At 46.5% G+C, this 13603-nt stretch carries 12 protein-coding genes and 2 pseudogenes; 3 read left to right on the forward strand and 11 right to left on the reverse strand.

Annotated features, from left to right (window positions below; genetic code table 11):
* Positions 1-6: 6 nt before the first annotated feature.
* Positions 7-2142 (reverse strand): anaerobic ribonucleoside-triphosphate reductase, encoded by a 2136-nt coding sequence (gene nrdD / locus CK1_RS09980; protein ID WP_015526126.1) that lies wholly within the window; start codon positions 2140-2142, stop codon positions 7-9.
* A gap of 183 nt (positions 2143-2325) precedes the next feature.
* Positions 2326-2892 carry a hypothetical protein gene (locus CK1_RS09985; protein ID WP_306288860.1) on the reverse strand — a complete coding sequence of 189 codons (567 nt, stop codon included), beginning with the start codon at positions 2890-2892 and terminating at the stop codon, positions 2326-2328.
* Positions 2893-3108: 216 nt separating this feature from the next.
* Between CK1_RS09985 and asnA the strand changes: the two genes are divergently transcribed.
* Entirely contained in the window at positions 3109-4119 is a 1011-nt protein-coding gene (asnA, locus tag CK1_RS09990; RefSeq protein WP_015526128.1) for an aspartate--ammonia ligase, read from the forward strand.
* A 48-nt stretch (positions 4120-4167) separates the two neighbouring features.
* Positions 4168-4602, forward strand: coding sequence for a CBS domain-containing protein (locus CK1_RS09995; RefSeq protein ID WP_021651604.1), 435 nt, complete (start codon positions 4168-4170; stop codon positions 4600-4602).
* 123 nt (positions 4603-4725) lie between these two features.
* Here the strand turns inward: CK1_RS09995 and CK1_RS10000 are convergent.
* The 3 genes and pseudogenes from CK1_RS10000 to CK1_RS10010 form a co-directional block, all read right to left on the reverse strand.
* Positions 4726-5468, reverse strand: a pseudogene (locus CK1_RS10000) (amino acid ABC transporter ATP-binding protein).
* Positions 5455-6143, reverse strand: a pseudogene (locus tag CK1_RS10005) (amino acid ABC transporter permease). The pseudogenes CK1_RS10000 and CK1_RS10005 overlap by 14 nt, the downstream one beginning before the upstream one ends.
* 147 nt (positions 6144-6290) lie before the next feature.
* Complete coding sequence (locus CK1_RS10010) at positions 6291-7067, reverse strand: transporter substrate-binding domain-containing protein (RefSeq protein WP_015526132.1); 777 nt, start codon at positions 7065-7067, stop codon at positions 6291-6293.
* 344 nt (positions 7068-7411) lie between these two features.
* Here CK1_RS10010 and dapF point away from each other — a divergent pair, with 344 nt between their 5' ends.
* The gene (gene dapF / locus CK1_RS10015; RefSeq protein ID WP_015526134.1) at positions 7412-8266 is read left to right on the forward strand and encodes a diaminopimelate epimerase; all 855 of its coding nucleotides are present in this window, start codon (positions 7412-7414) and stop codon (positions 8264-8266) included.
* Between the two features lie 49 nt (positions 8267-8315).
* Here dapF and CK1_RS10020 read toward each other — a convergent pair whose 3' ends face one another.
* From CK1_RS10020 to CK1_RS10045, 6 genes are all read right to left on the reverse strand, one after another.
* Positions 8316-8630: an AzlD domain-containing protein gene (locus tag CK1_RS10020; protein WP_015526135.1), complete on the reverse strand. Its 315-nt coding sequence runs from the start codon at positions 8628-8630 to the stop codon at positions 8316-8318.
* A complete protein-coding gene (locus CK1_RS10025) occupies positions 8620-9339 on the reverse strand; it encodes an AzlC family ABC transporter permease (protein WP_015526136.1) in 720 nt (239 codons plus the stop codon). Before CK1_RS10025 ends, CK1_RS10020 begins: the two co-directional genes overlap by 11 nt.
* A gap of 264 nt (positions 9340-9603) precedes the next feature.
* Complete coding sequence (locus CK1_RS10030) at positions 9604-10284, reverse strand: FtsX-like permease family protein (protein ID WP_015526137.1); 681 nt, start codon at positions 10282-10284, stop codon at positions 9604-9606.
* Between the two features lie 5 nt (positions 10285-10289).
* On the reverse strand, positions 10290-11624 hold the full coding sequence (locus CK1_RS10035; protein WP_015526138.1) for an ABC transporter permease: 1335 nt from the start codon (positions 11622-11624) through the stop codon (positions 10290-10292).
* Positions 11617-12384 carry an ABC transporter ATP-binding protein gene (locus tag CK1_RS10040; protein ID WP_015526139.1) on the reverse strand — a complete coding sequence of 256 codons (768 nt, stop codon included), beginning with the start codon at positions 12382-12384 and terminating at the stop codon, positions 11617-11619. The genes CK1_RS10035 and CK1_RS10040 overlap by 8 nt, the downstream gene beginning before the upstream one ends.
* A gap of 186 nt (positions 12385-12570) precedes the next feature.
* Complete coding sequence (locus CK1_RS10045; protein WP_306288861.1) at positions 12571-13560, reverse strand: sensor histidine kinase; 990 nt, start codon at positions 13558-13560, stop codon at positions 12571-12573.
* Positions 13561-13603: the final 43 nt, after the last annotated feature.

Consider the following 13603-nt stretch of genomic DNA (forward strand, 5'->3'; position numbering starts at 1 on the left):
TAGCATTTACATAGATTTTCGCTCAGCGATCTCAGCCATCTTCGCCTCATTCAGGCGGGTATCTCCATGGACACGGCTGTAGGAAAGATATCCGTTCATACGGTCGATCTTGGTCAGGTTTCTGGAACCGCAGACAGGGCATACATCCATCTCCAGTTCCTCATGACCACAATCGTCACAGTATGCAAGAGAAAGGTTCACTCCCTCATAATATCCCAGATCCATGGCTCTGCGGATCAGTGTACGGATAGCTTCCTTATTGTAGCCGATCGGATAACGTACATACTGAATCTTACCGCCATTGCAGAGCTCCCAGAAACGTCCCTCCAGATCCTGTTTCTCGATCGGAGTCACATCCTCTGTTACATGGCAGTGGAAGCTGTTGCTCACATATGGTCTGTCAGAAACGCCCTCAATGATTCCATACATCTTACGGAACTGCTCTACCTGCAGGCCACAAAGACTCTCTGCCGGTGTTCCGTAGATCGCATAAAGATAACCATCTTCCTTCTTGTACTGATTTACCTTGTCATTGATATATTTCAAGACCTCCAGAGCAAACGCCCCATCCTCGGCAATGGATTTGCCATTGTAAAGTTCCTGAAGCTCATTTAACGCTGTGATACCGAAGGAAGCTGTCATAGGCTTCAGGATCTTGCCAATCTTTTCATTCGGTTTCAGATGTCCGCCGTAGAAACCGCCTTCACAATATGCAAGCGGGTTGGTGGATGCACGCATCTGTCCCAGATATTCGTAAGTGCGAATATGCAGGTTACGGATCATTTCCAGATAGAAATCCAGAACCTCATAAAAATCTCTGCTCTCCGCTCTGGCTTTTGCAAGGATCATCGGAAGATGAAGGCTTACCGCACCAATGTTAAAACGTCCCACAAAAACAGGCGTATCATTCTCATCCGCCGGCTCCATACCGCCACGCTCATACCACGGACTTAAGAAAGCACGGCATCCCATCGGGCTGATGACCTTCTTGTATTTCCTGTACATACTGGAAATATAGCCTGCGCCGGACATAGACAGCCAGTCCGGATACATGGTTTTGGAGGAACACTCCACACCAGCCTCAAAAATATCCTCACAGCACTTTCCTGGACCATGGATCTCTTTGTCATAAAGGAATACGATCTTCGGGAAAAGTACCGGTTTCTTGTGTCCGGCCTTACCCTGTCCTCCCTGATGGACCTCAAGAAGGGAAATCGTACACATCTTCTCAAACTGCTCGGTTCCGAGACCAAGTGTCACCGTAACAAACGGATAATCACCTCTGGAAGAACCGACGGTATTCAGCTTGTACTCAATTCCCTGCCAGCCCTGGTCATAATCCCTGCGGACCTTATCAAGAGCATACTCAATAGCTCTCTCCTCACGGCCACTCCAGCTCTCGTCCGAGTATTTCATAAATTCGGAAATATATTTATCATAGCTCTTCTTTGCATACGGTGCCAGGATCTTATCAACCTCCGGCACTGTAAAGCCACCATACTGCTGTGCTGCTGTACTGAGAATGATATCCCCCATAACATCAAAGGCTGTATCCAGAGTCTTCGGCTCGTTATACCAGACATTACCCATCTCAAAACCGCCACTTAAAACAGCTGCCACATCGAACAGACAGCAATTCATGGTATCCAGACGTGCAGACTGGTCATGAATATAAATGTAGCCGTCCTTACATGCCTGAAGCTCATTACGGTTCATAAAAAACTTCCGATAGAGTTCCTTGTTCAGCTCATTAAAGATCAGGCTTCGTTTCGTGGCAACAAGGGCGCTGTCTGTATTGGCATTACTTTTATCACCGATATAACGGATCGCCTGACTCTTGGTATAGACATCATCCATCATATGGATAAAATCCAGCTTGTAATTCCGATAATCACGGTAGCTCTTGGCAACTGCCGGATTCACACGCTCCAGAGCCCCCTCCACGATATTGTGCATCTCCTGGATCTCAATCTCATTCTTTCCAAGGGAATCCGCATGCTCCTGGGCAAAACGGCAGATAAAATCCTTCTCCTCGTCTGAAAAAGTATAAAGAATACGCTCTGCGGATTTGTTCACGGCAGCCACGATCTTCTGCGGATTAAACTCCTCTCTTGTCCCGTCTTTCTTGATCACATATAACATTGCTCATCCCTCCCTGTGCTATATATAAGTCGCTATGCAAAATACTATATATAGTACCTATATCTTCTATATATTGTTTTTCATCTATATGTTGTGCTAGGCATGAGTATAACACAGCTGAGGAGAAAAGAAAAGGGATATTTCTGTATACACGAAAATACAGACACTTAGCACTGCCTGATCTCACTGCAGAAATATTCTCACAAATTTGTTCCGATCCAGTCTGCAAGAAAATCCCATAATTTCGGAAGCAGAATGGCCAGTGTCACTATAAACCATATGATCCAGCCTGCCCCGCTGCTTTTCTGATCTTTTTTTGCTGTTTTTTCCCTGATCTAAAACTTCTGCACGATTTCTGCCCACCGTTGTTTTATTCCTGGTATTAACTGCCGCTGCAGTCTTACGTCCGGCTGCTGCACCTGTATTCCGGCTTCTGGTTAGATTCCGATTCAAATCGGTATTGCGGCTTGCATTCGTATTCCGATTTATGTTTGTATTCCGGTTTGCGTTCGTATTCCGGTTTACGTTCGTATTCCGGTTTACGTTTCCGTTATGTTGTGTTGTTTGATCAGCATCCTGTCCATACTGCCGCATCATATCCCGCACTTTGGCGGAAGCATGTTTATAATGTATCTCCCGGGGCTCATTCAAATGATATAACACTTCATCATTTCTGTAAGGCATCCCACATAATGAACACCTGCCATTTACAACCTTACCCCCACAAACCTGACACCTTTGACCTGCCATAAGCTCCCTCCATTCTATCCGTCAAAACGGATATTTATATTTCCGTCGTAAACATAAGCATTCTTTTTTCAGTATATCACACCAGGCATTTAATACCCAGCATTTTTCTACGATACCCCAAAAGACTTCCCCTCTCATTATATTGCCACTCCACCCATTTTCTGCTATAATACCCCACAGAGCAATAAGCCTAAAAATCATCAGGAGGAGCCGATAATGAATACAATCACAATCCCCGCAACCTATCATGCAGACCTGAACCTCCATGACACACAGATTGCGATCAAAACAGTAAAAGATTTCTTCCAGCAGACACTCTCACAGAAGCTGAACCTTCTTCGAGTATCCGCTCCAACATTTGTAGCACCGGAATCCGGCCTTAATGACAACCTTAATGGTGTAGAGCGCCCGGTAAGCTTTGATATCAAGGCTATCGAAGGAAGCAACGCCGAAATCGTACACTCCCTTGCCAAATGGAAACGCTACGCACTGAAAAAATACGGATTTTCTCACGGAGAAGGTCTTTACACAGATATGGTAGCCATCCGCCGGGATGAAGATCTGGACAATATCCACTCTGTTTACGTAGACCAGTGGGACTGGGAAAAGATCATCTCCAAAGAAGAACGTTCCATGGAGACTCTCAAGGAAACCGTACGCACCATTTACAGTGTCCTTCGTAAAACTGAGAAATACATGGCTGTACAGTATGACTACATCGAGGAGATCCTTCCGAAGGATATCTTCTTTATCACAACTCAGGAACTTCTTGACATGTATCCGGACTGCACACCGAAGGAACGTGAATATCGGATCACCCGTGAAAAGGGCGCTGTCTTCCTTATGAAAGTCGGCAAAACCCTCACCAACGGCGAGCGCCACGACGGACGTGCCCCGGACTATGATGACTGGGAACTGAACGGTGATATCCTCGTATACTATCCGGTACTTGACATTGCCCTTGAGCTTTCCTCAATGGGAATCCGTGTTGACGAGGACGCACTTGACCGCCAGCTTACCGAAGCAGGCTGTGATGACCGAAGAGAGCTTCCATTCCAGAAAGCAATCCTGAACAAAGAGCTTCCGTACACCATCGGTGGTGGTATCGGACAGTCCAGGATCTGTATGTTCTTCCTTCGTAAAGCACACATCGGAGAAGTACATGTCTCTCTCTGGCCGAAGGAGATCACAGATGCTGCAGAGACACACGGACTTCAGCTTCTCTAAAACAGCCTACAGATTTATTTATAATTTTCGCGGAAATGAGGTAATAACGTGAACATTCTGTTTTTTCTGATTCCCAAAAGCGAAGTAGCCTACATCTTTGAGGATGAAACTCTTCGCCAGACCCTCGAAAAAATGGAGCACCGCAAGTACTCCTGCATTCCTATCCTCACCATGGACGGCAAATATCTCGGCACCATCTCAGAGGGAGATCTCCTCTGGGGCATGCGCCGTGCAGATATCCACGACATCAAGGAAACAGAGGGAATCCCGATCATGGCGATCCCACGCCGTGCCACCTACAAACCGGTCCATGCAGATTCCAATATGGAAGATCTCCTGGATCGTGCCATTAATCAGAACTTCGTACCGGTGGTAGATGACCAGGGCTCCTTCATCGGGATCATAACCAGAAAATCTATCATCAAATACTGTTACAACGAAATAAAAGCCGCACAAAAAACTGCCGGTGAAGAAATCCACTGAGCAGCGGAAAGAAAAAGGATTTTTTTGCAACTAGCACTACAAAAAACGGATGCTTTATCTCCTGCAGCATTTCCACAGGAGGATAAAGCATCCGTTTTTAATATTCTTATATTTATAATGTCATTATAATGTCTTTGAAAGAAACTCTCGAAGTCTCTTATTCTTTGGATTTGCAAAGAATTCCTTAGGAGAATTTTCTTCCTGGATCTTTCCTTCATCAATGAAGAGGACTCTGGTTGCCACCTCGCGGGCAAAGCCCATCTCATGAGTTACCACAACCATGGTCATGCCGGATCTTGCAAGCTCCTGCATCAGTTCCAGAACCTCTCCTACCATCTCCGGATCAAGAGCAGATGTAGGCTCATCAAATAGCATCACGTCCGGGTTCATGGCAAGAGATCTTGCAATGGCGATACGCTGCTTCTGACCGCCGGAAAGCATGTCCGGATAGGAATCTGCCTTATCCGGAAGACCTACTCGCTCCAGAAGCTCCAGTGCCGTTTTTTCAGCCTCTTCCTTACTCATAAGATTCAGAGTCACAGGTGCGAGCATAATGTTCTCTTTTACTGTCTTATGTGGAAAAGATTAAACTGCTGGAATACCATTCCGATCTTCTGACGATGACGGTTGATATCCACCTTGGAATCTGTGATGTCGGTTCCCTCAAAGAGGATTTTTCCCCCGGTCGGCTCCTCAAGGAGATTCAGGGAACGGAGGAATGTAGATTTACCACAGCCGGATGGTCCGATAATGGCTACTACTTCACCTCTGCGGATCTGTGTGGTGATCCCGTTGAGAACCTGATTGCCGCCATAGGCCTTTTCAAGTCCCTGTACATCCAGAAGCACTTCATTACTTACGCTCATTGGTTCTCAGCCTCCTTTCAAGTCTTCCTACCAGATAGGTAAGGAAGCAAACGATCACAAGATAGATCGCAGCTACTACCAGCAGCGGGAACAGTGCACTGTAGGTCTGGCTTCGGATAATGTCTCCGCCACGGGTCAGATCCATAAGTCCGATATAACCACTGATGGATGTCTCCTTCAAAAGTACGATCAGCTCGTTTCCAAGGGCCGGCAGGATGTTCTTGACCGCCTGCGGAAGAATGATCTTGATCATAGTCTGTGTATAGTTAAGACCCAGGCTCCGTCCTGCCTCAAACTGTCCCTGATCAATAGACATGATACCGGAACGGACGATCTCAGCCACGTATGCAGCAGAGTTCATACCAAAGGCGATAATGGCAACAACTATCTTACCCGGATCTATGGTTGCAAAAATAACATAAAATACGATCAGCAGCTGTACCATCGTTGGGGTGCCACGGATCACAGTCAGATAAACACGACAGATCACATTAAGGATCTTAAGCTTACCTGTCTTATCATGTGTAGAACGGACAATAGCAATGACAAATCCCAGAAAAATACCAAGAAGTACAGCAAAAAAGTAATGATGATGGTATTTTTCAGACCGGACAAAATGAACTGCCAGCGATTGTCGTCCAGAAAGTTAAACTGAAACTGTTCAATAAGACTCAAAATTTCCACCCTTTCCAAAACTACAGGTTCCGAAATCCGGAAAACATACCCGGATATCCGGAACCTGATCATTCGCTACTGAACCCTGCAACGAATATCTGTTTCTCAGCTTATCCGTTCAGAATCCTCTGATTTCTCTGTGCAAAATTATTTCTTTACAATAACAACCTGCTCTGCAGTTGTGTACGGATCAGTGAAATCAACGCTCTTTTTACGATCCTCTGTTACTGTCATTCCTGCAGCACCGAAATCAGCTTTTCCGGATTTAACAGAATTTACGATCGCATCAAACTCCATATCCTCGACCTTCAGCTCATATCCAAGCTTGTCGCAGACAGCCTGAGCGATATCAACATCAATACCTACGATCTTATCTCCGTCATAGTATTCGTATGGCTGGAAGGTTGCGTTTGTTGCCATGGTAAGAGTTCCCTTGGAGTGATCTGCATCCTTAGGAGTCTCATACGGTGTCTTACCTGCATCATCACCGATGTAGTTATCTCTGATGGAATCCAGAGTTCCGTCATCCTTCAGCTCCTTCAGCGCTTCGTTGAACTCTTTGGTAAGGTCTGCATTATCTTTGGAAAGACAGATTGCATACTCCTCTTTATCAAAAATATCCTCAACGATCTCAAGATCATCGTTTTTCTCAACAAATTTCTTAGCAGGCTCGCTGTCGATCACTACGCAGTCAATCTTACCCTGTTTCAGAGCCATAACAGCGTCATTACCTTTGTTGTATCTCTCTACTGTTGCGTCTTTAACCTCTGTAGCGTCTGCATCACCGGTTGTTCCAAGCTGAACACCGATCTTCTTACCCTCCAGATCATCTGCGCTCTTGATCTCATCTGCTGCAAAAACAGCGGATGTCATAGAAACTGTCATAGCTGCTGCAAGTGCAAGTGCCATAAATTTTCTCTTCATTTTTTCTTCCTCCTGAATTCTATGTACTTTACGTTAACTGTCTCTCTGCTTGTGTCAGTCCAATTCGTAATGTACAGCATAATTATACATCTCCATGCATATTACTTTGTTTTATGATACCATGTTTCTGACAAAATGCAAGCACATAAAATCCATAAATACGAAAATCCACTTCTAATTTACCGGAATTCCACAGGGAAAATTCACTTTTCGATAACAATTGTCCAATATACTATACTATTAAAGGCAACAAATGGAAAAAACCTGCGTGTTTTTTCCATGGGGTCTTGTGTTCCAACAGAAAAAACAAGTATAATATTCAGAAACAAGAGGAGGTTACTATTATGAAATTCACGAAAATGCACGGCATTGGAAACGATTATGTATATGTAAACTGTTTCGAGGAAACTGTTAAGGATCCGGCCGCAGTGGCAAAATTTGTCAGCGACCGTCATTTTGGCATTGGTTCCGATGGTCTGATCCTGATCCGCCCGTCTGAGATTGCAGACTGCGAGATGGATATGTACAATCTGGACGGCTCTCAGGGTGCCATGTGCGGAAACGGTATCCGCTGCGTTGCCAAATATGTCTATGACCACGGCATTGTGGACAAAACTTCTTTAAGCATCGCCACAAGAAGCGGTATCAAATATGTGGATCTTACTATCCGCGACGGCAAGGCCTCCATGGTAAAAGTCAACATGGGCTCCCCGATTCTCACTGCAAAAGAGATCCCGGTGGTTGCCGAAACCGAGCAGGTGATCGACGCTCCCATCACCGTCGACGGAAAAGAATATCACATGACCGCAGTTTCCATGGGTAATCCTCATGCCATCATCTACGTAGACGATGTGAACAGCCTTGACCTGGAAAAGATCGGCCCGTCCTTTGAAAATCACGTATGCTTCCCGGACAGAGTCAACACTGAGTTTGTTCAGGTGATCGACCGCCACACCGTAAAGATGCGTGTATGGGAGCGTGGCTCCGGAGAAACCCTTGCCTGCGGCACAGGCGCCTGCGCAGTTACGGTAGCTTCCATCCTCAATGACAAGGTTGACGGCAGCAAACCGGTTACTGTACAGCTTCTTGGCGGAGACTTAAACATCTCCTGGGAAAGAGATGAAAACCTTGTATATATGACAGGACCTGCAACTACGGTGTTTGACGGAGAGATCGATCTTGGATTTTTAGGTGAATAAATGAAAAAGGAGGGAGCTTTTCGAAGCTCCCTCCTGCATATTATACTTTTCAGATAAATACCAGAACCCTCTCCACGATAAACACCGCCGCACACGCCAGCAGGGCTACTGTGATCAGGCTTTTTTCCTTATATGCAGCAATAAGTGCTACCAGGAAACCTGCTGCACCGGAGATGATGCTGTCTGTGGCCTTCAGGATGGCCGGGAAGGTCATGGCTGCCAGACAGGCATATGGCACATAATACAGAAAGGACTTGATAAACGGGCTTCTGATCTCGTTTTTTGCAAGAGCAAGGGGCAGCATACGGATGAGATAGGTGACAATTGCCATCACCAGGATATAAAGATATACATTATGACTCATGAACGGCTTCCCCTTTCTCTTCCAGCGGGCAGAAATAAGCTGCCAGGCCTGCTACCAGAAGTGTTGTGATAATGATCATAAATCCGGATGATACCTGTTTTAACACCGGTGTCACCGCAAAAACAGTACTGACTGCCATGGATGCCACAACCACCCCAAGAACCGGTCTGCTCTTTTTGGACGGCGGGATGATGATGGCCAGGAACATTCCGTAAATGGCAACGCTCAACGCACTAAGCATAAAATCCGGCAAAAGGCTTCCGGAGATTCCTCCTGCCAGAGTTCCAAGAGTCCATCCGGGAATTGCCACGCACATGGCTCCGTAATTATAAAATACGCTGACCTTTCCCTCCTGGGCCGCACTGATCCCGAAAATTTCATCGGTGATACCAAAAGCAGCGATGTATTTCAGGATACCGGACTCCTCACGCCGGAATTTCTGGGACAGGGAAAATGACATCAGGCAGTATCTCAGGTTGATGATCAGCTGGGTCATTGCCATCTCCCACATGGAGCCTCCCGCAAAAATAATGTCCAGTCCCGCAAACTGACCGGCCGATGTCAGGTTGGTCAGGGAGATCAGAACTGCCTGCCAGATACGCAAGCCGCCGGCAACAGCCATCATGCCAAAGGTAAAGGATACCGCAAAATATCCAAGAGCGATGGGAACTCCATCCTTCATACCTTTTCTGAAACTTTCTCTTTTCATCGATTTCCTCCATTGTATGTACATTCCGTTATAAAACGCAACTATGAAAAGCACCTTTGCAGGCTTCTCCGATCTGTGCAGCGATCACCAGCGTCTCGTCTTACAGCGATCCAATAAATTAGTGCATCGCTATAGTTCGTTGTACATGTAAATAAGAGCGTGTCCGGAAACTTTTCTGCTTCCTGACACGCCCCTTTATTGTAGCATTGCCATATCAAAACTTCAATACTTCACAGCAAACACAGCTGTGCTTTTTCACCGATTTTATGCTTTTTCCACTATTTTATAGTAAGATCTGGCTGTCATGGAGTAGATCAGTCCATAGACCAGCGCAAAGGCCAGAACCGTTCCCGCAGTGCAGCCCACGTACAATTTTGTATTGGCCATTCCGAACAGCAGCAGGAGCCGGCGGATCAGCGGAAATGCCATGGAAATATGCACCATTGCCATCACAAGCGGGATAAAAAATACCAGAAGGATCTGTCTGCGGATAGCTCCTTTCACCTCTCTGCGGCTCATACCTACTTTCTGCATGATCTGGAACCTTCCCTGATCTTCGTAGCCCTCTGAGATCTGTTTGTAGTAAATGATCATCGCCGTTCCCATAAGGAACAGTGCTCCCAAAAAGATTCCAATAAACAGGATCGTTCCATTATCTACATAATACGTTTCGTACTCACTCTGGCGGACACCACCGATCACGATGGTATTCTCTGAAAAGCCACCGCTTCTGCAGTAATCTTTCAGTGCCTGATAAACAGCCTGGCCATACCGGATCTTTTCCTCCCCGCTGCCACGGATATCTACACCCAAATGAACTGTGAGATCTTTTCCAGCCTCGTAGGCATCAAGACCTTCATACATCTTTGTCCGAAGCCCGTCAATATACTCGAAATCGGAATCCGTCACAACAATTGCCGCCATATTGGATACCAGATTGTTCATGGCACTTAAAGGTGCTTTTTCCAGCCATTTTTTACTGCAAAATCCCGGTCATCAATTTTTAATATGTCTTTTTCCTTTTCAGACGGATACCAGGCAAAGATCTCGCCGTCGTGAAGATCTGTTTTTTCACCGGTAAGTTTCTCATACTCAGACTGACGGATCGTATACAGATCTACGGATTTTCCATCTTCTGAGTAACTGTAAGCCTGTCCGATCATAATACCGTTTTTTTCCTGCCTGCAGCCGATCTCGAGATAAGTTTCGTCCACTGTTTTTTCTGCCGGCACCTGATCATTTTTGATTGCCTGTGCAAAAACTTTCTGAATCTGTTCACTCTGTTCCTGGCTGATGCCCGAAATCCTGGCATCCGTATCAAAAGGATACCGGTTCACCATGATGTCACCCATTCCAAAATACAGCGACACAGTCATAGAAAGAAGCAGGAGCACTCCTGTACTTAAAATACAGATGCTGGCCAGGCCTGCCGCATTTTGTTTCATACGATAGATCATGCCGGAGACACTGATAAAGTTGCCGGTTTTATAGTAGAACTTTTTGTTCTTTCGCAAAAGTTTCAGGATTACAATGCTTCCTGCGGTAAAAAGAAGATACGTTCCTGCCATAACCAGAATCACTGCCAGAAGAAAAATGAAAATTGCCTGGATTGGGGATTCCGTGGTTACTGCCAGATAATATCCCACTCCAAGAGAAATCATCCCCAGAAGTGCCATGAGCCATTTTGCCCGGGGCTCCTTCTCTCCTGTGTTTCCGCCTCTCAGAAGTTCTATGGGGTTATTCATCCTTACTCTGGTAAGATTCAGTGCCAGAATAACAAGAAAAATCCCTCCAAATCCTGCGATGCAAAACAGGATTCCTGTAATGGAAACATAAAATCCCAGCACTGCCGGAACATGAAGAAAACGGAAAAGCAAAAGCAGGGAGAGCTTGCTTCCAAGGATGCCAATCCCGATCCCTGCCGTCAGAGAAAGCAGCGAAGTCATGCTTGTTTCCAGAAACATCACTTTTCCGATATGGCCTTTTTCCAGTCCCAGAATGTTGTAAAGCCCGATTTCTTTCTGTCTGTGTTTCATGAGAAAACTGTTGCTGTAGATCAGAAAGATAACGCAGAAAATTCCAACAACCACTTCACCGGTTCCTACGATCATCCTCACTTCTGCTGCCTGGGGCACTGCTTTCTCCAATGTGGGACAGTCCCGCAGAAATTCCATCATATACATCATGGCAATGCAGAAAATGCAGGTAAGCATATAGGGAACATAGGTGCTCCGGTTATTCCGGATGTTCTGCACTGCCAGTTTTCCAAACATTCCTTTACGCATAGGTCTCACCGCCTGTCGTAAGGATCGTCAGGGTATCTGCAATCATCTGGTACATTTCCTGTCTTGTTTTTGTGCCACGGTAGATCTGGTGGAACACTTCGCCATCCTTGATAAAAAGTACTCTGGATGCGTGGCTGGCGGCCTGCGCGCTGTGAGTTACCATGAGAATGGTCTGGCCTTCCCGATTTACCTCATTGAACATGGAAAGAAGATCGGAGGCTGCACGGGAATCCAGGGCTCCGGTCGGTTCGTCCGCAAGGATCAGCTTCGGATCTGTGATCAGTGCCCTTGCAACTGCTGCTCTCTGCTTCTGTCCGCCGGAAACCTCGTAGGGGAATTTTTCCAGAAGCTGGTTGATGTGAAGGGCTTTTGCAATGGGACGGATCTTCTGCTCCATCTCCTGATAATCTTCCCCTGCCAGCACGAGAGGAAGATAAATATTGTCCCGGAGGCTGAAGGTGTCCAGAAGATTGAAATCCTGGAACACGAAGCCTAAGTTCTTCCGACGGAATGCGGAAATTTCTTTTTCTGTCAGGTGAGTAATGCTTTTTCCTTCCAGAAGCACTTCGCCGGATGTGGGGCGGTCCAGGGCTGCCAGAATATTCAGAAGTGTTGTTTTTCCGGAACCGGACTCTCCCATGATCGCCACATATTCTCCTTCTTCCACCGAAAATGTCACATTGAAAAGTGCCTGCACTTTATTTCCGCCGAAGCGGGTGCTGTATATCTTTTTTACATTTGTTACTTCCAGTAATGCCATACGCTAATTCCTTTCTTATCTGTATTTACAGCGATCCAGGGAGTCGTGCATCATGTTCTAAAGCGATCGAACCTGATGTAAGAATTACCCGAAACGCTATGTTATGGTTTCAGTATAAGAAAATTCTCCGGCGGCTGCCATCGAAGTGGCTTACATTTTACGGAGGAAGCTTACATTTGTGTAAGGTTAATACATCTCCAGATCTTTTTTCCACAGGCTCATCCGAACTTCCGTGCCTTTATCCACCTGGGAATCCACAGTGATCTCGTGACCCAGTTTTCTCAGGATCTTCCGGCTTAAATACAGACCGATCCCGGTAGCACGGTTGTCCTCCCGTCCATTGACGCCTGTGTAGCCTTTTTCGAAGATGCGCGGAAGATCCTCCGGCTGGATTCCGATGCCGGAGTCTGCGATGACCAGAGTTGCCGGGGCCGTATTACAAATCCCCGGAGCCGTATTCTGCTTCAAATTTGGATTCTCAGATACCCTGTTTCCACGCTCATCCTCCAGCCAGATTTCAATGCCGCCCGTTCTTGTATATTTCAACGCATTGGAAAGAATCTGTCCAATGACAAAACCAAGCCATTTTTCATCGGTAAGAACGATCGCATCTGTCCCCTCATATGATAACGAAAGCTTTTTTGACACAAAGATCCCTGCGTATTTATGGATCTGCTCCCGGATGATCCGATCCAGCGAGCATCGGGTCAGCTTCAGATCGGCGGACATGTCCTCCGTGCGAAGGTAGCCCAACACCATCTCCACATACTGTTCAATGCGAAAAAGCTGTGCCCCGGACTCCCGGTTCTCCTCCGGCTCCTCCCGAAGCAGCAGGCGTAGAGCAAAGATCGGCGTCTTGATCTGATGTGCCCACATAGTGTAGTAATCGGTCATTTCTTCCAGAGAACGCTGCCGTTCTGTCTCCGCACCCATCCGCATGCCGTCCAGTTTCCGGATGATATCCCTGTAAAGAAGCTCCACCTCATCGGTGGTCTCGCCCAGCCGGTCCAGATTAATCTCCGGAGCTTTTTCCACCAGGATTAAGTTCTGCACCTTCTGTCTGTAACAGGCATAACCGTATAAAAAAACGGCAGCTCCTGCTCCCAGCCACAGAACTGCCAGATAGACCGCCGCCTCCAGGGGAAGCTGGTACAGGCAGATCACTGCTGTCGACACAGCCGCCATAAAAACACAGGCGATGAAAAAATTTTTGTCTGTT

It is taken from the genome of Ruminococcus sp. SR1/5 (assembly GCF_000209835.1).
Lineage (GTDB): Bacteria > Bacillota > Clostridia > Lachnospirales > Lachnospiraceae > Blautia_A > Blautia_A fusiformis.